At 43.4% G+C, this 20,393-nt stretch carries 18 protein-coding genes; 10 read left to right on the forward strand and 8 right to left on the reverse strand.

Translation table 11 applies throughout. The features are described 5' to 3' along the window. The first annotated feature begins 62 nt into the window (after positions 1–62). Together mltG and tmk are read left to right on the forward strand one after the other, a co-directional pair. Positions 63–1,349, forward strand: a complete 1,287-nt coding sequence (mltG, locus tag RAH45_RS00860; RefSeq protein WP_198327968.1) for an endolytic transglycosylase MltG — start codon at positions 63–65, stop codon at positions 1,347–1,349. A gap of 118 nt (positions 1,350–1,467) precedes the next feature. Beyond that, positions 1,468–2,184, forward strand: coding sequence for a dTMP kinase (gene tmk / locus RAH45_RS00865; RefSeq protein ID WP_198327969.1), 717 nt, complete (start codon positions 1,468–1,470; stop codon positions 2,182–2,184). A 103-nt stretch (positions 2,185–2,287) separates the two neighbouring features. Here tmk and RAH45_RS00870 read toward each other — a convergent pair whose 3' ends face one another. Beyond that, positions 2,288–4,579, reverse strand: a complete 2,292-nt coding sequence (locus RAH45_RS00870) for a cation:proton antiporter (RefSeq protein ID WP_198327970.1) — start codon at positions 4,577–4,579, stop codon at positions 2,288–2,290. A gap of 808 nt (positions 4,580–5,387) precedes the next feature. Between RAH45_RS00870 and RAH45_RS00875 the strand changes: the two genes are divergently transcribed. From RAH45_RS00875 to purC, 4 genes are all read left to right on the forward strand, one after another. Beyond that, positions 5,388–6,842: a Do family serine endopeptidase gene (locus RAH45_RS00875; protein ID WP_306495384.1), complete on the forward strand. Its 1,455-nt coding sequence runs from the start codon at positions 5,388–5,390 to the stop codon at positions 6,840–6,842. Between the two features lie 491 nt (positions 6,843–7,333). Next, positions 7,334–8,239 carry a 4-hydroxy-tetrahydrodipicolinate synthase gene (dapA, locus tag RAH45_RS00880; RefSeq protein ID WP_305935624.1) on the forward strand — a complete coding sequence of 302 codons (906 nt, stop codon included), beginning with the start codon at positions 7,334–7,336 and terminating at the stop codon, positions 8,237–8,239. 145 nt (positions 8,240–8,384) lie between these two features. Beyond that, positions 8,385–8,705: a hypothetical protein gene (locus tag RAH45_RS00885; protein ID WP_225211718.1), complete on the forward strand. Its 321-nt coding sequence runs from the start codon at positions 8,385–8,387 to the stop codon at positions 8,703–8,705. A gap of 129 nt (positions 8,706–8,834) precedes the next feature. Next, a complete protein-coding gene (purC, locus tag RAH45_RS00890) occupies positions 8,835–9,548 on the forward strand; it encodes a phosphoribosylaminoimidazolesuccinocarboxamide synthase (RefSeq protein ID WP_068405834.1) in 714 nt (237 codons plus the stop codon). 97 nt (positions 9,549–9,645) lie between these two features. Here purC and RAH45_RS00895 read toward each other — a convergent pair whose 3' ends face one another. Continuing rightward, positions 9,646–10,245, reverse strand: a complete 600-nt coding sequence (locus tag RAH45_RS00895) for a hypothetical protein (RefSeq protein WP_306495385.1) — start codon at positions 10,243–10,245, stop codon at positions 9,646–9,648. Positions 10,246–10,466: 221 nt separating this feature from the next. Here RAH45_RS00895 and RAH45_RS00900 point away from each other — a divergent pair, with 221 nt between their 5' ends. Further along, positions 10,467–11,114 carry a DNA-3-methyladenine glycosylase gene (locus RAH45_RS00900; RefSeq protein ID WP_305935626.1) on the forward strand — a complete coding sequence of 216 codons (648 nt, stop codon included), beginning with the start codon at positions 10,467–10,469 and terminating at the stop codon, positions 11,112–11,114. A 50-nt stretch (positions 11,115–11,164) separates the two neighbouring features. After that, complete coding sequence (locus tag RAH45_RS00905) at positions 11,165–11,476, forward strand: YqfO family protein (RefSeq protein WP_305935627.1); 312 nt, start codon at positions 11,165–11,167, stop codon at positions 11,474–11,476. 26 nt (positions 11,477–11,502) lie between these two features. Here RAH45_RS00905 and RAH45_RS00910 read toward each other — a convergent pair whose 3' ends face one another. The 4 genes from RAH45_RS00910 to RAH45_RS00925 form a co-directional block, all read right to left on the reverse strand. After that, positions 11,503–11,874 carry a hypothetical protein gene (locus RAH45_RS00910; RefSeq protein WP_193030503.1) on the reverse strand — a complete coding sequence of 124 codons (372 nt, stop codon included), beginning with the start codon at positions 11,872–11,874 and terminating at the stop codon, positions 11,503–11,505. 313 nt (positions 11,875–12,187) lie between these two features. Then, entirely contained in the window at positions 12,188–12,526 is a 339-nt protein-coding gene (locus tag RAH45_RS00915; protein ID WP_191692287.1) for a hypothetical protein, read from the reverse strand. A gap of 145 nt (positions 12,527–12,671) precedes the next feature. Then, positions 12,672–13,349 carry a PepSY domain-containing protein gene (locus tag RAH45_RS00920; RefSeq protein WP_306495386.1) on the reverse strand — a complete coding sequence of 226 codons (678 nt, stop codon included), beginning with the start codon at positions 13,347–13,349 and terminating at the stop codon, positions 12,672–12,674. Between the two features lie 985 nt (positions 13,350–14,334). Next, complete coding sequence (locus RAH45_RS00925) at positions 14,335–14,538, reverse strand: CsbD family protein (RefSeq protein ID WP_068405819.1); 204 nt, start codon at positions 14,536–14,538, stop codon at positions 14,335–14,337. Between the two features lie 491 nt (positions 14,539–15,029). On the opposite strand from RAH45_RS00925, the gene RAH45_RS00930 reads away from it, so the two are divergent. After that, positions 15,030–15,719 carry a TetR/AcrR family transcriptional regulator gene (locus RAH45_RS00930; protein ID WP_306495387.1) on the forward strand — a complete coding sequence of 230 codons (690 nt, stop codon included), beginning with the start codon at positions 15,030–15,032 and terminating at the stop codon, positions 15,717–15,719. A 131-nt stretch (positions 15,720–15,850) separates the two neighbouring features. Further along, the gene (locus RAH45_RS00935) at positions 15,851–18,049 is read left to right on the forward strand and encodes a molybdopterin oxidoreductase family protein (protein ID WP_306495388.1); all 2,199 of its coding nucleotides are present in this window, start codon (positions 15,851–15,853) and stop codon (positions 18,047–18,049) included. Between the two features lie 126 nt (positions 18,050–18,175). On the opposite strand, the gene RAH45_RS00940 is transcribed toward RAH45_RS00935, so the two are convergent. After that, positions 18,176–19,501: a D-amino acid dehydrogenase gene (locus RAH45_RS00940; RefSeq protein ID WP_306495389.1), complete on the reverse strand. Its 1,326-nt coding sequence runs from the start codon at positions 19,499–19,501 to the stop codon at positions 18,176–18,178. 80 nt (positions 19,502–19,581) lie between these two features. Beyond that, positions 19,582–20,334, reverse strand: coding sequence for a CAF17-like 4Fe-4S cluster assembly/insertion protein YgfZ (locus RAH45_RS00945; protein ID WP_306495390.1), 753 nt, complete (start codon positions 20,332–20,334; stop codon positions 19,582–19,584). Positions 20,335–20,393: the final 59 nt, after the last annotated feature.

Genomic DNA, 20,393 nt, shown 5'->3' on the forward strand with positions numbered 1-20,393 from the left:
TACCATTGAAAATCGCCCAGTTCAGTGCTAAATTCTAGCAAACTTCTGCCTCGCGAGTTGCCATGAGCAAGCCAACACCTGAAATACCACCTAAACGCCCTGATGAGTCGCCAAAAAATGACCATGACGACGCGCCGGAGCAGCCTGTCGAGACGACGGCGCTGGATAAAAAACCTATCATTGACGACGTTAGCGCAGAGGAAGTACCGGCGACGGATATCTCACTCATTAGCGGTGGCACTAAACCGCGCCACTATAAAGCTGATAATCCATCGTTTTTTATGCAGCGTGGTTATCAGGTGTTATTGGTACTTGGACTGATTGCCGCGTTTTTTTTGGTGATGGTGTATCAGACGCTGTTTGGCCGTATTGAGCAGCCGCAGCAGATGGTGACGATTGAATCGGGTCAGACGTATTATGGGCTATTGCCGCAGTGGCAGCAGCAAATACCGCTGTTTTCTGCCACGATTGCCAAGCTTTATATGAAAACGCAAATCGATGGCCCATTGCATGCCGGTATTTATCAATTACCAGAAAACCCTACCTTTGCTGAAGCCTTAGAAGTATTGGGGCAAGGGGTAAAAGCGGCGATGGTCAAGGTACAGATTATCGAAGGCAAAACCTCAAAAGATTTATATCAGGCGCTACGAGATAATAAAGGCATCAAAAAAGAAGTACTGACGGCGGATAGCACGAATGCCAGCATCGCACAGGCGTTGGATTTGGTTGGCATCTTGCCAGATTCGGTGATCAATAGTAATGATGCTATCGTCAATCACAATCTTGAAGGCTGGTTTGCGCCTGATACGTATTATTATGGCGAAGGCAGCACCGATAAGCAGGTATTGACCGATTTGTATAAGCGTCAGCAGCAAGCATTGACCAAAGCGTGGGAAAATCGCGACCCTGATCTGCCTTATGACAGTCCGTATGAAGCGCTGGTGATGGCATCGATTATCGAAAAAGAAACCAGCGTGGCAGAAGAGCGTCCTTTAGTCTCGGCAGTATTTAGCAATCGTTTGAATAAAAATATGCGCTTGCAAACCGATCCGACCATTATTTATGGGATGGGTAGCCGTTATGAAGGCAATATTCGCCGTCAAGACATCGATGAAAAGACCGCTTATAACACCTATCAAATCGATGGTTTGCCGCCAACGCCAATCGCGCTGCCATCTGCGGCCTCGATTGAAGCGACTTTGCATCCCGCCGATAGCGAAGCGTTATATTTTGTGGCGACCGGTAACGGCGGGCACAAATTTACCAATAGCTTAAATGAGCATAACCAAGCGGTCAAAGAATATCTCAGCGTCATGCGTCAGAAAAAAGCACAAACACCGCCGCCGTAATTTAATCCTTTATCTTTTCTAAAAACCTATCGTGTACTGAGCGTTATGTCTTTATATAGCTATTTATATAACTATCTATCTAATTGCATAACGTTCATCAATGACATAAGGTCATATCATGTCAGCATCCCTACTAGATAAATCAGTGCAAGAAAAATCAGCGCAAATAAATTCGCCTAAACATTATATAAATACAGCGTCCAATCAAGGGCGCTTTATTAGCTTTGAAGGTACTGAAGGCGTTGGCAAGACCACCGCTATCGAGCAGCTTTGCAATCAGCTACAAGCAAAAGGCATTGACTATCTGCGTACCCGGGAGCCGGGCGGTAGTCCGTTTGCTGAGCAGCTGCGTGCTATTTTATTAGACCCGGATACCAAAATTAATGATGATACTGAGCTGCTACTGATGTTTGCCGCGCGCTGTGACCATTTGCAGCAAGTGATTTTGCCTGCACTGCAATGCGGTACGTGGGTAATATGTGATCGCTTCACCGATTCGACCGTTGCCTATCAAGGCTTTGGACGCGCGCATGGTGATAATGCTGTACGTGCTAAAATTGCTATGCTTATCGAGCAGTTTGTCAAAGAGTTGCCAGAGCTGACCTTGTGGTTGGATTTGCCAGTATTAGAAGGCATGGCGCGCGCCAATAAACGCAGCGCTGCTGACCGTTTTGAGCAGCAAGCGACGGAGTTTTTTACTCGAGTACATCAAGGGTTTAGTGTCCTTGCCAGCGAGCAACCGGAGCGTATCCAGCGTATTGATGCGTCAGGCAGTGCCGAAGACGTTAGCGAGCGTATTTGGCAGGCGGTGCAGGAAAAATTTGCATTAGTGTAATGTTGTTTTGAAGCTGTCATTTCTACTTTATATTATCCAAAAAAAAGCCCCAACTGCGCAGTTGGGGCTTTTATCGTTTATGGAAAATATTAAAAAGATAACTCTACTCTTTATCTATATCCATGCTGTCAACGTTATCAAGGCTGTCACCGCTAGAATCCGGTAAACGATTGGGGTCAAGCGTGCCTTTTTTGGTTTTTGGTGCGCTGCCATTACCGTTGGTACTGCTAGAGGTTTTGGTTTTCGAAGTTGCGGTCGAATTATCCGACATGACACCTTTATTTATAGCATTGGTAGAACCATTAGGAGCAGTAGCATCAGGCTCTGTTGTTTGCACGTTATCTTTCTTAACAGTCGTGCTTGATACCTGAGTTTTATTAGGCATATCAATAACGCTATTGGCCTGTTTGTCTTGTGCCTTTTCTGACTCGGAGGCTTCTGCTACATTGGCTTCTTTAGCAGTGGTTGCTGCAGTCTCTGACGTAGTTGTGTCATCACTAGCATCGGTCAGTTCTATACCTTTACGCTTTTCAGGCGCTTTTGAGCTGGACTCAAAGCTAGCATCTGCAGCCGCGCGGGCCTGCTCTTGTTTTGCCGTTACATCGACCGCTTTTGGTTGCACTTCATCATCGACGACCAATGAAATCAGCTTACGATCACGCGGCACCACCCCATCGAAATTATCGGTAATCACGTGCAGTTTACCTTCTTTATCGACGGTATAAAGCGGCACAAATTGCTTATTATCGGCTTTGTATTGCTCAAAGCTATAGCTGTCGGTGATATTAGTGATTTTGATACGCGCTTTTTTCGACAGCATACTGGCAAGCTTGGCATAAGTCACATCTTTACCAAACAACCACTGCGAATGGAAGTTGCCCTGCTTATCATCGCGCTCACTTTTGACCTTTTCATCACTGAATTTAAGGCGATAGATTTTACGCTCGCCAAACTCATGACGGTAATGAATTTCAGACAAGGTATTCATTTCCCTGTCGGTACTCATGGCAAACAGACGCCCAATACCGATAAGGTCTAAGTGATGGTCGGCATGGTCAGAGATAGGATTACCAAAGTAAGTACGCAAACCACTCATACGAGCTTTGGCGATATTGGTATAGTTATTGTGCGCGACGATGACATCAAAACCTTGGTCTTTTAAAGACGTCGCTACCAATAAAGCGATAGGGTTGGAGCCAACGACTAAGATACCGTTGGTTTCAGGCTCACGGACGCCCAAGAAATTACCAACCATTTTGGCGCCCAAACCTTGAATCATTACTGTGCCAATAATGACGAGGAAAACCAAAGGTACGAGCAGCTCAACGCCTTGAATATCATACTCTTGCAAGCGAATGGCAAAAAGCGATGAGATTGCAGCGGCAACGATACCGCGCGGCCCAATCCAGCTAATCATTAGCTTTTCATTGGTTTTTAGATTGGAGCCGATAGACGATGCCCAAACAGACAAAGGACGCGCGACAAACATCACAATCGCGAGCAACACCAAGCCTGCAAAACCAACGCTAAGCAAGCTTGCAAGCTCAACGCGAGCCGCAAGAATGATAAATAATACCGATACCAATAAAATGGTCAGCGATTCATTAAACTCTAAAATCGTCTCCCGCGGGAATTTTGGCCAGTTAGCCAGCGCCACGCCAAGGACGGTGACCGTTAATAAGCCGGACTCGTGCTCTAAATGGTTGGAGATAGAAAACAGGAGCAGTACAAAAGCTAAGGTAAAGACATTACGTAAAAACTCAGGAATCATATGGCGGCGCATTAAAAACGCCAATAACCACGCGCCCGCTAAGCCCATGGCCACTGCCAATACTACAATTTTGGCAAACAGTAAGATACTACTGGCTTCGCCGCCTGAAATGATATATTCATAGACCAAAACCACTGCAATCGCGCCGATAGGGTCAATGATGATACCTTCCCATTTCAAAATGTTAGAAATGGTTTTATTCGGACGCACGCTGCGCAGTAACGGCATAATGACCGTAGGGCCAGTCACACAAACCAGCGCACCAAATAGCAAAGCAATCAAAGGGTCGACATCAAACAACAGGTAAGTCGATAGCGCCACAATGACAATGGTAATAAGGACACCGACTGACACCAGCATCTGTACCACAGAGCCGTGCTGCTTAATCTCATCGAACTCTAAAGTCAGCGAGCCTTCAAATAAAATAATCGCCACGCCCAATGAGATAAACGGGAACATCAGCTCGCCGAGCACCAAGTCTGGGTCAAAAGCACCCAATATCGGGCCAACAATAATACCAATCAGTAATAAAAACAAAATGGACGGTTGCTTTAAATACCAAGCCAACCATTGGGCGGCAATACCAAGCCCAACCACGCCGGATAACAATAGGGCGGTATCCATAAATTAATCCTTTTATAATCTTGTCATATTTTATATCTATTCAGGCGCACTACCAGCGCTGCTAGCGTAAGCTGCAGCAAGAGTCGTCTAAATATAGTGTTGCAATATCTGTCACCGCTGAGCGCTAAATCTAGCGCTTGTTAATAAAAGCATCAACCACACTATAATCAAAGTACAAGTAATCAAAGCACAAGTAATCAAAGCACAAGTGAGGTTGGCTATCAGTACGATATCGCTATAAAGACAAAAGCTTTTTAGATCCCTAAGCAGAATCTAAAAAGCAAAAGATGAAAAATAAGCTGATGATCGCCAATTTGCTAAAATAACGACCTACAAAAATTAACTTTTGTTTGCCATATAAATTATTTGGCTTGTTATCATAACATGGTTTTATTTGACGTATTCTAGAGCAATCTTTGCGCCACTTGATTCTCAGCTAAGAACGCTTATTAAAGGGAGTAGTGCTGGCATGTTAGCAATAAGGCTATCTTTATGATAGAAAAGATAAAGTTTTATACCATAAGTCGAAAATGGACGGTAAACTAACAAGCATTCTTCTTTGTAAGTTTGTATTTCCCAAAGTTTATGCTGAACGCAGATAACAAAAGCAAGCGGTAGAATCTCTCAGCCAGCAATGCAAAGACCAATATAAAAATCAGTTTTTAAATGTTAGCTTTAGAGGTTAGCGAAAAAGTAAACTGAGCGATTATCAGCATAATGTATAAATAAGACGCCAGAATTATTATTCATAACGGTCCTATTCAAACCGTTTATAACAATTATAAAAACCCATTATATGGAGGGTAACATGCCTAACAATATGTCTAAAACGTCGAATACAGCCAATTTGAGCCGTTGGTTACAGCAGAGCGCGTTGGCCATAGCGGTAGCCACTACTATGGCGGCAGGTATCAACATCGCGACCGTGCCAACTGCACAAGCGGCCGTTACCACCGCAGATTTTTCGGGCTTGGTACAGCAAGTCACGCCAGCGGTCGCGCGAGTAAACGTCACCAAAACTGTCAGCGAGGCAGAGCTTGCTAAAGCCCAAACGGCTGAGCTATTGCGGAAGTTCTTTGGTGATCGCTTACATATTCCTGACCAAGCAGCGACGCCTGCGATTGAACATGCATATGGCACTGCATTTTTTGTCACCCGTGATGGTTATATGCTGACCAATCATCATGTGGTGGCAGGCGCGGACAAAATTACTGTGACGCTCAATGACAGAAGCGAGCTTGATGCCAAATTGGTTGGCAGTGATGAGCGCTCAGACGTGGCGGTGCTCAAGGTCACGGGGCGCCAATTCCCTGCCTTGCCAATCGGTGATTCTAATGCGCTAAAAGTAGGGGAGCCGGTATTAGCAATTGGCTCGCCCTTTGGTTTCGATTATTCAGCATCGGCAGGTATTGTAAGTGCCAAATCGCGCAATTTTTCCCGTGAAACCAGCGTACCCTTTATCCAAACTGATGTGGCATTAAACCCGGGTAACTCTGGCGGCCCATTATTTAATCAGCGCGGTGAAGTAATTGGTATTAACTCGCGTATTTTTAGTGGCACGGGCGGCTATATGGGTCTGTCATTCTCTATCCCGATTGATGCGGCGATGGATATTTATGAGCAGTTAAAAGATAACGGTGAAGTTGCGCGCGCCTATCTGGGTATTTTTCCGCAAGATATCGACCGGAATTTAGCCGAAGCTTATAATTTAGCGCGTCCGCAAGGGGCATTATTGACGCGCGTTTCACCAGACTCACCGGCGCAAAAAGCGGGGCTAAAGCCAGGCGATATTATTTTAAAATACAATGATGTCTTAATTATGGAAGCCTCCGATTTATTAAACCTGATCAATCGGGCGCGGCCTGACGATATCTTTCGCGTTCAGATTCAGCGTGACGGTAAACAAGCTATCATAACCGGCAAGCTTAGTAATGCTTCCAATGCTATGCAATCGCAAACCGGCGCACAGCAAGCCAACGGCATCAGCTTGGGACTGGCGCTGCGCAATTTAACGCCAGAGGAGCAAATAGAGCTGGCTGCTGATAATAAGACCGGCGTGCTGGTCACCGCTATTGAGCCGACGGGACTCGCGGCGCGCTCGGGTATACTGGCAGGCGACGTTATCACCAATTTGCACCAAAAACCGATTAAAACGGTCAACGATTTTTCTAGCGCCGTGGGGTCATTGCCCGAAAAAGGCGTGGTGACAATTGAGATAGTCCGGCAAGGTATTCCAGGTATCATTGGTTTACGCATTGAATAGCAGTGGATAGGGTGATTAGCAGCGCGACGAATCGGCTTTCTTTATTTACAATGAAGTTATATCGTCTAATTCCTACTGTGTTGACGATTCGTTAAAATATCTAAAAAGGTTTTATCGCTACTATGCGAATACGCTACACTAATTGTTTAGTTTTCACGCACGTTTTTTAAGCCAAATAACATCGCGCTTAGCATTATGATAGATTGCTAATTTTTCGCTTTATAGAAGTGTTAAGCATGAATTGTTTGATAGCGATGAAGGCAAAATATGCTACACTAGCAGGCGTTTTTATGGCTTGCAGTCAATCAAGTGGCGGCAGCTAAATAGCGTCAATCACGTTAGCATAATAAATACACAGTATGAACATCACGCAAGGTATTGCCCTGACGTTAGTTTTATCAAGCGTTCAGCTCCGAAGAGTGGATAGGGGCACTTGCAAACGACTTATCATGTGATAGCTTTAATAAAAGCTAGGATATACAGGCACGGTTATGAGCACAGCATACGACGATATTAAAACCCGGCTACAAGGCTCAATGGTAGCCTTGGTAACGCCCATGCATCCTGACGGCACGGTCGATTATAAACGTCTGGCAGACCTCATAGATTGGCAGATTGAGCAAGGTACGCATTGCTTGGTCGCTGTCGGTACCACTGGCGAGTCAGCGACTTTGTCCATGCAAGAGCACAGCGATGTGATTCGCTACTTTGTTCAGCATGTCAAAGGTCGCGTACCTGTGATTGCAGGCACTGGCGCCAACAATACGATGGAAGCCATTAAGCTAACCCAAGATGCCGCCGAAGCAGGTGCTGATTGTGCGTTATTGGTCGCCCCTTATTATAATAAACCGCCACAAGAAGGCTTGTTTCAGCATTATAAGGCCATCGCTGAAGCGGTAAAAATCCCGCAAATGCTTTATAACGTACCGGGACGTACCGTTGTAGATATCGCCCAAGAAACCGTTGAACGCCTCGCTGATATTGACAATATCGTTGCTATTAAAGACGCCACAGGTTCGGCTGTTCGCGGTGAGCAATTGATCAGAGCCGTTGGCGACAGAATGGTGGTGCTATCTGGTGATGATAGTACTGCTCTTGAGCTGATGCAGTTTGGCGGTAAAGGCAATATTTCGGTGACGGCTAACGTGGCACCAAAAGCTATGAGTGAGACTTTTAGCGCTGGCCTGCGTGGAGATTTTGATGCCGCTCATAAAGTTCATGACGTGGTCAAGCACTTACACCGTGACTTATTTATCGAATCAAGCCCTATTCCTGTTAAATATGCGCTGCATAAAATAGGCATGATAGATACCGGTATTCGTTTGCCGTTGGTATGGTTGGCTGAAAAGCACCATGCGACCATTGATGAAGCTCTAATCCGTGCAAACTTACTTTAGGTTTTTATAAATTTAATAAACATACCGCTTATAGTGGCTCTATAGGTTTTGATTATTAAGTAAAAAAGTTAGACATAGTAAAACTATAAACGCTTTGCCTACATACGCACCAAATAAGCAATAACTGCTAACTCAGAGAGATAATATGATGACAGTATCATCAAACCCTGCAAAAATATTCCCGATGCTAATGACCGTGGTTTTGGGTAGTACGTTAGTGTTGAGCGGCTGCCAAGCGACCAAAGGTCTGTTTGGTAAGCGCGATAATGGTAGCCTTGAGTATCAGCAAAGCAAAAAACTGGCACCATTAGAATTGCCAGCGGCGCAAGAAACAGCGCCATTTGTGCCGTTATACCCAACGCCTAATGCCGGTGCTAATACCTTGAAACTAGAAAATGAGTCAGGTAAACAATATCAGCTGCCAAGACCTCAGCGTACGGTTGCCGTGACCCAAGCAGCAGAATAAACCCCTTTTTCATCCTTATCTATACCGCTGGTCTTTTATTATGGTTAAGCATTTTATACCTTAATACAAAGCGCTTGGCGGTCACTGCGCGTTTTTACCACATAAGCTTGAACGAACAGGAACTCCCTCATGCAAAAGCAACAACTGCTCTATAAAGGCAAAGCCAAGTCTGTTTATGAAACAGAAGACCATGATCTGCTGATTTTACACTTCCGCGACGATACCTCCGCACTCGATGGTAAGCGTATCGAACAGCTTGCTCGTAAAGGCGTGGTGAATAACCGCTTTAACGCCTTTATCATGCAAAAACTGGCTGACGCTGGTATCGAAACCCATTTTGAAAAGCAGTTGTCAGACGATGAAGTGCTGGTCAAGCGTTTAGACATGATTCCGGTTGAATGCGTGGTGCGTAATTTTGCTGCGGGCAGTTTGGTACGTCGCCTAGGTTTAGAGGAAGGTCAAGCTTTGACACCACCTACTTATGAGCTGTTTTATAAAGACGATGCGCTTGGCGATCCGATGGTCAATGAGTCCATCTCTATCTCGCTTGATTGGGCGAACGAGGCTCAATTGGCGAAAATGAAAGAGCTCAGTCACCAAGTAAACGAAGTATTAAAACAGCTGTTCGATGCTGGCGATTTAATACTGGTAGATTTTAAACTTGAATTTGGCGTATTCCATGATCGTATCGTTCTAGGTGATGAGTTCTCGCCTGATGGCTGCCGTATCTGGGATAAAGCGACCAAGAAAAAGCTCGATAAAGACCGTTTCCGTCAATCATTGGGTGATGTGATTGAAGGCTATGAAGAAGTAGCAAAACGTATCGGTGTGCCGTTAAACTAGAAATATAAAATATTTAAAAAATAAAAAACTGAGCCATGCGCTCAGTTTTTTTATGGGGATAAGCATTTTAAAAACCGTTATGTTAAAGATTGCTATGTTATTTGTCTTTACGCGCTTCTTTAATTTTTTTAGCAGCCATTTCCATCGCATCGGCAGCTTTGTCCGCTAATGTGCCAACCACTTCTTTAGCTTTAGTGGTAGCGGTGTCCTTTAAAGAAGATTCTTTATCTTCGCTAGATTTAGAGTCATCATCTTTACTATCTTTATCCTTCTTATCAGAATCGTCACCATTTTTACTGTTGTTTTTAGCGTCTGATTGATCGTCTTTTTTGGCACCGCTATTGTTTTTATCAGACGATTTATCATTATCGCTATCTTTACTATCGTTCTTGTCCGACGTTTTATCATCTTTTTTGTCATTAGTATTGTCTTGATTAGATGACTTATCGTCTTTGCTGTTTTTACTTTGTGACTGACTATTTTGCTTGTCGTTCTTACTGTTATCGTCTGTCTTAGACTGACTATCTTTTGAGGCGTTGTCCTTTGAATCGTTAGTAGCGTTGCCTTTAGAAGCATTATTACCATTATTAGTGTTGTTATCTTTCATCACTGCGTTTTTATTCGTATCTTTTTCGCTAGCATTTTTATTGCTATCGTTGTTGTGCTGCTTATCATTGTTAGTATTAGAGTTAGTCATTGTTATATCCTTTTGTTTGTATTTTTTAGTGTTGGATGTTTTTAGTTTTTTAACTTTAAAATTGATTGGCGAGTTTTAAGCTTACTATTAGAATGAGTTAACTGTCTGTATAGCAACAGTTGCAATAGGTAATAAGGTCTAACGCTTAGCCGCTTTGAGTGGTTTTTTATGCTAAATTTATATCGTCAATATAAACGCCGCTATAAAAAAGGTTATCTTTGATGTCATTGTACAAATTACCTTATATACAACCCTCCGTTTTAGAACCTAGCTGGTTTGTCCGCCCGACCTGCGTGGTAGCGGCAGATTTAATTGGCAAGATTTTATGCCGACAGCTAATCGATAGTGATGGTAAACAAAAAACCCTACGGATGCGCATCTCAGAGACCGAAGCCTATATTGGCGAAGGTGATGCCGCTTGTCATGCCCATGCTGGCACGCGCACGCCGCGTACCGAAATTATGTATAGCGAGGGTGGGGTGTTCTATGTCTATCTGACTTATGGTATCCATCATATGCTCAATTTGGTCAGCGGAACGGCAGAGTCGCCAGAAGCGGTATTAATACGCGCAGGGTTTTTGACAGACGATAGCGCGCGCTTAATCGACGAGCAACTCCTTAGCGCTGATAAGCAGCTTACGCATTCCAAGCAATTTGCAGGCCCTGGCAAGCTGACCAAACGACTGCAAATCGACCGCGAGTTATATGGTAAGCCTATCACGCCCGCGTCACGGCTGTGGGTCGAAGACGACGGCTGCCAGCCGCCGGTATCGCTGCGCCCACGCATTGGCATTGATTATGCGGGCGCGGCAAAAGATTGGTTACTGCGCTATGTTTGGACCGACCATCCTTCACTGTCCAAAAAATAGCTAATCTAGAGTTGTTAGTAATTTTTTAAAGAGCATGAAAGGGGTAAGCGATGTATAAATTGACAGTTTTTATTCCCAATGAAGCGCTAGAGCAAGTAAAGACTGCCTTGTTTGCGGCTGGTGCTGGAAAAATTGGTGATTATGAGCAGTGCTGCTGGCAAGTGCGGGGCAGCGGTCAGTTCATGCCATTATCAGGCAGTCAGCCGCATATTGGCACGCAGGATACACTCGAAACCGTTATAGAGTGGCGCGTGGAGATGGTGGTAGCCGACGCCTATATTAAGCCAGTGATTGAAGCATTAAAGCAGACGCATCCTTATGAAACGCCTGCTTATGATGTGATTGAGGTATTGGACTTTTAAGATCTTAAATTTATTATCAGAAATTATCAGTCTTCTTTGATTTTAATCACCTTGTAGCTTGGATAATCAAGCTCAATTTTATAGTCTTTACTGCCGCGGCGAGCTTTTACTTTTATTTTACTGTCGCCTTTTTTATATCTGACGTCTTTGACCCGATAACCCATATTGCTAACCTGATTGGCCGCGCGCTGCTCGATAGCAGGCTGATAAAGCTCTTTATCAATAGACTTGATGGTTTTCTTGTGTTTCTTATAGATTTTAGTATCTTTGTAAATGTCTTCATAAAGGTCACCATAAGCATTGTAGCCGGGCGCGGTGACGCAGCCAGTCGTTATGGACAGTAACGCGGCAATCATACTGCTCGCCGCCGTGGTTTTTAATAACGTATATTTTTTCATAATATTCTCTCATGCTATGCTATTAAAGGTATTGGTAGCTCGTCTATATAAGCAAGGTTCTATGCTAAAAACGACACAATAAAAAAATGGTCAACTAAACCAAGGGCTGGCTTATTTGACCAAGGGCATCAAGTCATCAACGATGCCAAAATCTTATCTGTACGTACAAGGCGTGTTCTTAATTGAATCGTACTCATCTAAAATAGCTAAATTTTGTCAAACGTCGTCAAATAACGAGAGCACAGACCCAAAAACCCAAACGCCTAGCCATTAGGCGCTATGCGCTATTTCTATAAATTGTTGAGAGGTTAAGTTACTTGTAGCGATAATGGTTATTATTATAGCGACCATTATTGTTGTAGCGGCTATTATCTTTTTTATGCTTACCGTTTTTATTTTTGTGATGACCGTTTTTATTCTTATGTTTGCCTTTTTTGCTATCGTGGTGAGCATGATTGACTTTATGGCCGCCATTATTATAACGACCATTATTGTTATACTTGCCGTTACCCTGATACGGACCGTTTGGGTAATAAACTCTTTGACCATCATGTCTTGGCGTGACGGTACAACCAAAGGTAGTGCCCAATAAAGCAAGCACAATACCAGCAGAAAAAGCGGTTTTTAAAGTTGAGAAGCTTAATATCTTCATAATAAATATTCCTATTATCTTATTAATTCCTATTACTTATCAGTAATGTGGCGATTACTGGTATTTAATTACTGATCTTAATGTTGCACTACCACAATAACGTTGCATAAGAAAAGCTAACGTATAAAAATGGACTGTTTAAAGATTAGTCTTTTTTAATCTTAATCACATTCAAGTTTGGATAGTCAAGAAAAATCTCATATTCTTGTGAGCCGCGTTTGGCTTCAATCTTGAACACACCGCGGCCGTTCTTTTCATCGAGTTCTACATCTTTAACGCTATAGCCCATTGACTTTACTTTATTGACAGCCCGCTGCTTAATCGCTGGGTAACGAGAATCTCGTTTGATACTGTTTTCGATACCATCGTCTTTATAGCGCTTATTGTTTTTATATTTACCATGATTTTTATACTTGTCTTTTTTATAATAATCTTTGTCGTAACGGTCTTTATCGTTTCTATCATCTTGCCAAACATTAGAGGAACCTCTTTTGTTTGAGCTGATGAGTCTTAAGTCTGGATAGCTATATTTAAGCTCGTAGGTTTGATTGTTCTTTCTAGCGATTGCAGTAATAGCATGGTTGCCACGATAGTTATCAGAGCGGATGTCCATGACTTGATAGCCTTGACGGCGTAGATTATTGCTTAGAGTCTGGCTAACGCGTTTATAGTCAGCATTGCCGTAATCGCTGTTACCACCATATATTGGGTAATTTCCATAACCTGGATCAACAACGGCACAACCAGCCACCGTTCCTAACAAAGACAGCGCTAAACCAGCAGATATTGCGGTCCTAAATGAGAAAGCGGATAGAGTTTTCACAATAAAATCTCCTTTGGAGTACTGATGATCTGAATAAGGAACGATTATTTAACAGGGATACTTTTAACAATAGGTGATTGGTAGCTTATAAGCCTGCAAAGCCAATATTTGTTTCTTAATATTGAAATATTTTCTTACATACACATAGTAAGACTTAAAAATCATCTTTCCATGTCTTTGGTGTTAATAAGTTGTAAATTTTGCAAATAGTTGCGTAAGCATTCGACACTTTAGGTGACTAGGGCGTTTCTAAATTTGTTCAATGTCGCTAACACTTTTAATGACTAATATAGGGAGTACGAAACAATTAAAGATATACGTAAAGATTATTTCAAATTTATCAATAACTTAGATTGAGATATTGGCTATCTTAAAATCGACGTAAGCATATGCTTACATGCAATGACGCTTACGCGACTTAACACGTGATGCATAATTTGACACTATACACACACGGCATAAGGGAATGTGACTCAAGGATTGAGTTAACCGTATTAAGGATAATAGTTCAATCGCTAGCATCAGGATGATAAAGGCAATTGGAATAAGGACACATGACCCGTGCTGCAGGCATCTAATGCCAGTAGTAGTCAGAACAAATGGGCAGGATGCCCGGCTATCACAATATACTCAATATCTTGCAAGGATGCAGCGATTAGAGTGGTGATGGGTAACAAGGATGGTTAACAATAAAACCGCATAACAATTAATTGCTATGCGGTTTTATCGTGTCTGGGTGTTAAGAATTCTCCATTCAGATTTTCTCAGAACGTGTATTCCTTAGAAAACTTTTATCATACCCGTTATCCCAAATGATAACGACCTCATATTTTTATCGTTAAAATCCATAAGCCAATATGATGAGTAGTTACTTATAGACAATAAAAAAGCATAGACGATAAAAAAAGCCACATTAAATCAATGTGACCTTTCTCAATAAATAGCTTATAAAAATCTATATGTAAGAAAATTCTTATAAGACAAATTAGTATTTGTTTTCAACGCGCCATGCATCTACTTCGCGCTCAGCGTCATCTTTACTGTGACCATAACGCTCTTGGACTTTACCCACGAGTTTATCACGGCTACCTTCAATATGTAGTAAATCATCATCAGTTAGGTCAGCCCACTTCTGCTTGACCGTACCCTTCATCTGTTTCCAATCACCTTTTAGCGTATGTTCGTTCATTATTATAGTCCTTATTTTAGTTATCAAAACTTTACGGTAAATAGTTTAAAAATTCTAACGCTATAAACCGTAAAGTGCTTTAGGAGCAGGTTATTATTTATGATTGTTCTTATTTATCTCGTACTGTTTTAAGCACTTTACAGCTAGCCCGTGGCCAACTTGTGATACCAATATATAAATGTTAGACCGCCGTGTCTGTATGAGCAATGTTTGTAGTGTTGCTTAATTATGGTCATTGCTCTTGCTATGTTATGGAGGGCATAGTTGTGTAATAGACAGGGCACTTTGTCAGAGCGATACGTAAAGAAAACCAGCAGCCAAATCTCTACCTATATAGTGCTTTGTCCTTTTTTATGTCTTTATCAATCCTAATTCTAAAACTATTAATGGAAAATCTAATCTTTTACGCCCCTGATTATAGACTTGTTATTTAAATAACTATAAGCTTATAGCTGAAATCATAAGCCTTAGACAATTAGGACAGAATAACAGTGAGTCCACTTAATACCGTAAACGCGACAAGATTAGATACGAAGCGTGAGCTGGCAAAAGCCAAAACCCGTCGTGCCTTATTAAAAAGTGCGCTGCAGCTTTATAGCTTGGAAGGCGCTTGCGGCATGAGTATGAACAAAATCGCTAAAGGGGCGGGAATCGCCCAGCCAAGTTTTTATAATCACTTTGACAGCGTAGAAACGCTACAAAGTGAGTTGAGTAGGCAATTAAAAGACAATTATTTATCACTGATGCGTAAGGCGTGGGCAGATATGCTTGGTGATTATCCAACGCTGTCTAGAGCGGCGTTCAATCAGCGCTGTCAGCATTGCTTGACGCTAATTTTTACAGCTGCCTTTCAAAATATTAGGTTATTCCAACGGTTACTCGAAGACAGTCTGCGCTTTGATTTGCGAGTAGAAGATAAAGGTTTGGGAAGTTTGTTTACCGACATACGCGAGGAATGGACAAAGATATTCATCCAAGGATTACAGTCAGCCGAGTGTTCTTTTGAGACGTTTGAAGTTTATCTCTGCGTTGATAGTGCGAGCGCGCAAGTTCATGAGTTGATATTAGGCTGTCATCGAGGACGTTATTCACAGCAGCAAGCAATTGCGATGTTGTGCAAAAACTTTGATGGGCTTTTTGGTGGATTTTTTATCAATAATGAGCAAGTAATAAGTAGCTAGTGAGCAAATTAATGAATGCTGAGCTCGCAAAGTTTTTAAGACTTACGAATCGATTGATATCGTAAAATCCATATCATAAAACGGAATTTAGTTAACGAAAGCGATAGTAAAACATCACAGGGAGCGTGGCCATGAGCAGTAAACAAACCAAGACGAATGAGCAAACACATTTTAGAACCTGCAATCTGTGCGAGGCAATGTGCGGTATTGAAGTAAAGCACGATGGAGCAAAGGTATTATCGATTAAAGGTGATAAAAATGATCCATTTTCTAAAGGTTATATTTGCCCAAAAGCAACTGCCTTACAAGATTTGCATGAAGACCCAGATCGCTTGCGTCATCCCATCGAGAGGACGGCTAACGGTTGGAAAACAATCAGCTGGGATAATGCGCTTGATAAAGTAGCTGCTGGCATACAGTCAGTACAAAAGAAACATGGCCAAAATGCTTTTGGTGTTTATTTAGGCAATCCTAACGTCCATAATCTGGGCGGCATGCTAACGATTAAGCATCTATTAAGCAGTATCAAGACCCGCAGTCGTTTTTCTGCAACCTCGGTCGATCAATTACCGCACCATATCGTCAGCATGCACCTGTTTGGGCATATGCTGCGTATCCCTGTGCCTGACGTCAATCGCACCCAATATATGCTCATCATTGGTGGCAATCCGCTGGCATCGAACGGTAGTATTATGACCGCGCCAAATATGCGCCAAAAGCTCAAAGACATCAAAGCCCGCGATGGCAAAGTAGTAGTGATTGATCCACGCCGTACCGAAACTGCTGACATTGCCAGCGAGCATCATTTTATACGTCCAGCAACCGATGTTTTATTTTTGCTTGCTATGCTCAATGAAATCTATGCCCAAGGTTACGCCGATAAAGCACAGACTAATAATAGAGCGGCGGCGCTTGCGCCAGAGATCGCGCGCTTGGCAGATTTTGCTAAAAACTATAGCGCAGAGTCGGTTGCTGATATTACTGGCATTGCTGCAAATGAGATTAAAAGACTGGTCAAAGAGTTTTGTGAAGCACAAAGCTCGGTCTGCTATGGGCGCATGGGCGTATCGGTGCAGGAATTTGGCTTATTAAGCCAGTATCTGATTATGGCGATTAATATCGTCACCGGACGTTTGGATGAAGTGGGCGGCCTCATGTTCCCCAATCCTGCACTCGATGTGGTCAATAACTCCGGTCCAGGTTATCTGGGTAAACGTCATAGCCGCGTGAGTAACTTGCCTGATTTCAATGGTGATTATCCCGTCGTAGCGATGGGTGACGAGATGCTGGTAACAGGCGAGGGTCAATTAAAAGGCTTTATGACCGTTGCTGGCAATCCTGTCCTCAGTACGCCAAATGGTGAAAAGTTAGATAAAGCCTTTGCCAATTTGGACTTCATGGTCGCGATTGATTACTTTGTCACAGAAACCAGCCGGCATGCCAATATTATCTTGCCACCCGTCTCGCCGCTAGAGCGTGACCATTATGACGTTACCTTTAATAATTTTGCCGTTCATAATGTCGCTAAATACTCTCCAGCGTTGTTTGCTAAGAAAAAAAGTGCCAAACACGATTGGCAAATCTACTTAGAGCTGGCAAAACGCCTCGATAAAAAAGCGCCGCTTGCGACCAAGATTGAGCGCCGATTGGTTAAGACTTTAGGACCGAGATTTTTGCTTGATCAAGGCTTAAGACGTGGACCTTATGCTGGCATGAATCTAAATAAACTCAAGAAAAAGCCACATGGACTTGATTTAGGCACGCTCAAAAGAATGCTACCGCAAGCAATAAAGCATAAAGATAAGCAAATTCATCTTAATATTGATTTTTATCAAGCCGATTTAGCGCGCGTGCAAACGATGATGCAGGATTATGATGACAAACAGATTTTACTTATCGGTCGGCGTCATGTACGCAGTAACAATTCATGGCTGCATAATAGCTATCGCTTGGTAAAAGGCAAGCCACGCTGTACGCTGATGCTGCATCCTGAAACGGCGCAACAGCATGGTATTAAGGATGGACAAGAAGTAAAAGTGACCTCGCGCGTTGGTAGTGTGATTATTACCGCAGAAGTCACCGATGAGCTAATGCCGGGCGTAGTCAGTATTCCTCATGGTTGGGGTCATGGGCGTAAAGGTGTGCAGCAAAAGATTGCGCAAGCGCATGCCGGAGTCAGTGTTAATGACTTGACGGACGATACCTTAATCGATCAGCTAAGTGGTAATGCAGCAGTCAATGGCGTACCTGTGCAATTAGAAGCAATCGAGCCAGCAGAGGTTAACTTAGATACAACTATTTCTGACACTAAAGTAACCACTGCTGCTTAAAATTAAGCTAAGTTAGAAATTCTACATTTAATTAAAAAGGCGCTTACTTATAGTGGTAGCGCCTTTTTTATGCTTCTCATTTTACGTTCCTAATTCTTACGTTTCTGATTTCTAAGTTGCTTATTTTTACGTTCTTAAGCCAACAAAGTCAAAATCTACCGGCGGCGTTTCACCTTGTATCAATAAACTGAGCGCCTTTGCCGAACCACAAGCATGGGTCCAGCCAAGCGTGCCATGACCGGTATTTAACCATAAATTATCAAAGCTGGCATTGGTATCATGACTACCATGACGGACTTGACCATGATGCGCGCGCCCTATTAACGGCACATTAGAAGGTGTCATTGGGCGCAGTCCCGTCCAATATTGCACAGAATTGGCAATGATACCTTTGGGGAATAACTGCTGGACGCGGCGGGTAATGGCTGCACAGCGCGTGCTATTTAAATCCATATTATAGCCGTTAAATTCCGCCGTACCTGCGACGCGTAATTTGTCACCAAGGCGCGAGGTGACTAATTTAAACTCATCATCAATAAGGCTAACGAAAGGTGCTAAATGTGGCGCACGCGGATTGACTTGATAAGTGGCTGAATAACCTTTGGCAGGGAAAATTGGCAGATGAATATTGAGCGGTTTCATGAGCAATACGCTATAGCTGCCAAGTGCTAGCACATAACTGTCGGCGCTAAAAGTCTGTGCGTTTTCGCCCTTGGGACGAATGGTCATACTATGCACGTGCGGGCGAACAGAATGGGCGTCGGTGTTTAACGCCAAGATATCGGTATCGTATAAAAATTTCACGCCAGCATCGATGCAGCGCTGCGCCAAACGCTGGGCAAATAAATGCGCATTACCCGATTCATCACGGCTGGTATAAGTCGCGCCTTTGAGCTCATGCGCGATAGGGTAAAGCGCAGGCTCAAGGCTAATAGCATTATTAATATCTATCACATAACGCTCACAGCCGAGCTCTTGCATACGCTCGGTTGGCGCAATGGCGGCATCAAACTCAGCTTGGTTGGTATAAAAATGCATGATACCGCGCGTTTGCTGCTCGTAATCGATACTGATATCAGCACGTAGCTGCTGCAAAGTATCTCGTGAGTACAAGCCCAAACGTACCATTTGTACCAGATTGGCATCTGCACGATCTGCGCGGCATTCTTGTAAAAATTGCATCGCCCATTTCAACTGCGCTTTATCAGCTCGCAAGCGGTAGAGCAGCGGCGCATCTTCACGAAATAGCCATTTAAGCGCTTTCATTGGTGTGCTCGGATTTGCCCAAGGGGTTGCGTGCGAGACGGATATCTGCCCACCATTGGCAAACGAGGTTTGCATACCAGCAGCAGATTCGCGCTCAATGACGGTCACATCGTAGCCTGCTTGCCGAAGATACCAAGCGCTGGTCACGCCCACCACACCTGCTCCGAGTACCGCAATATGGGTCATAAATTGCTCTGCTGCGTTTTAGTAAAAGTGCTTTTTATAATACGTGTTGGACTGTGAAATAGACTATCAAACCTTTCACGTTATTTTTGACGGGCGACATCCGCTTGTAGTGCTGGTGGTAAGTCTAATATCGTAAGCTCGCTATCGGCTAAATGCTCTGGGCGGGCAACGACCAAAGCTCTAAAGCTATTGCCATTCGTATTATCATCAGCAATGGCATTGACCACCTGAATTTTCTCTAGCTTATCACCTGCGGCTGGCACCTCGCCTGTGCCGCTGACATAATGTAAAAACGCTTTTGGTGCCGCTTTAAAGTAAATACGAGCAATGACTTCTTGACCGAGGTAGCAGCCTTTATCGTAATCCATACCGCCGCGCTGATGCAGACGCAGCTCTTGCGGCTGAAACTCGCCTCGTGTGTCCGCGACTATCCAATAGTTACCCGCTGCAAGACTCGCTTGCATCCACGCTTGGGTGTCCGCTGGCGTATTATGCTCGTCTTTATGACTAAAGGTTGGTACTCCATCGAGTACCCAAGGATAAATGGGCGTTGGTGCACTGGTATCAAATTTTGAAAAGGCGCCAAACTTTTTAAGATGCGCTTGGAACGCCTCAGCGCAATCGGCGCTGATTACTACATCAAAATGCTTTTCGTCTTGTTTTTTAATCCAAAGGCCAAAATCGATACGGCCTTTTAAATTGCTAAGCGCCGTTGCTTGATAGCTAAGCCCAAGCTTAGTGACATCAGAGGTCAGCTGCCCTTGTAAGAACTTTGCGGCATCTTCACCTTGAATGGTTAGTTGAACAAATTGTGGCAATGTTGATTGAGTCATTATTATTGTCCTATTTATGAGTCGCTATAGCCTCAGATATTAGGGTTAATACTGAGTGA

Source organism: Psychrobacter sp. van23A (assembly GCF_030845275.1).
Lineage (GTDB): Bacteria > Pseudomonadota > Gammaproteobacteria > Pseudomonadales > Moraxellaceae > Psychrobacter > Psychrobacter faecalis.

Coding starts and splice junctions, on each gene's coding strand:
- mltG (WP_198327968.1), top strand. CDS start 63: ATGAGCAAGCCAACACCTGAAATACCACCTAAACGCCCTGATGAGTCG.
- tmk (WP_198327969.1), top strand. CDS start 1,468: ATGTCAGCATCCCTACTAGATAAATCAGTGCAAGAAAAATCAGCGCAA.
- RAH45_RS00870 (WP_198327970.1), bottom strand. CDS start 4,579: ATGGATACCGCCCTATTGTTATCCGGCGTGGTTGGGCTTGGTATTGCC.
- RAH45_RS00875 (WP_306495384.1), top strand. CDS start 5,388: ATGCCTAACAATATGTCTAAAACGTCGAATACAGCCAATTTGAGCCGT.
- dapA (WP_305935624.1), top strand. CDS start 7,334: ATGAGCACAGCATACGACGATATTAAAACCCGGCTACAAGGCTCAATG.
- RAH45_RS00885 (WP_225211718.1), top strand. CDS start 8,385: ATGATGACAGTATCATCAAACCCTGCAAAAATATTCCCGATGCTAATG.
- purC (WP_068405834.1), top strand. CDS start 8,835: ATGCAAAAGCAACAACTGCTCTATAAAGGCAAAGCCAAGTCTGTTTAT.
- RAH45_RS00895 (WP_306495385.1), bottom strand. CDS start 10,245: ATGACTAACTCTAATACTAACAATGATAAGCAGCACAACAACGATAGC.
- RAH45_RS00900 (WP_305935626.1), top strand. CDS start 10,467: ATGTCATTGTACAAATTACCTTATATACAACCCTCCGTTTTAGAACCT.
- RAH45_RS00905 (WP_305935627.1), top strand. CDS start 11,165: ATGTATAAATTGACAGTTTTTATTCCCAATGAAGCGCTAGAGCAAGTA.
- RAH45_RS00910 (WP_193030503.1), bottom strand. CDS start 11,874: ATGAAAAAATATACGTTATTAAAAACCACGGCGGCGAGCAGTATGATT.
- RAH45_RS00915 (WP_191692287.1), bottom strand. CDS start 12,526: ATGAAGATATTAAGCTTCTCAACTTTAAAAACCGCTTTTTCTGCTGGT.
- RAH45_RS00925 (WP_068405819.1), bottom strand. CDS start 14,538: ATGAACGAACATACGCTAAAAGGTGATTGGAAACAGATGAAGGGTACG.
- RAH45_RS00935 (WP_306495388.1), top strand. CDS start 15,851: ATGAGCAGTAAACAAACCAAGACGAATGAGCAAACACATTTTAGAACC.
- RAH45_RS00940 (WP_306495389.1), bottom strand. CDS start 19,501: ATGACCCATATTGCGGTACTCGGAGCAGGTGTGGTGGGCGTGACCAGC.
- RAH45_RS00945 (WP_306495390.1), bottom strand. CDS start 20,334: ATGACTCAATCAACATTGCCACAATTTGTTCAACTAACCATTCAAGGT.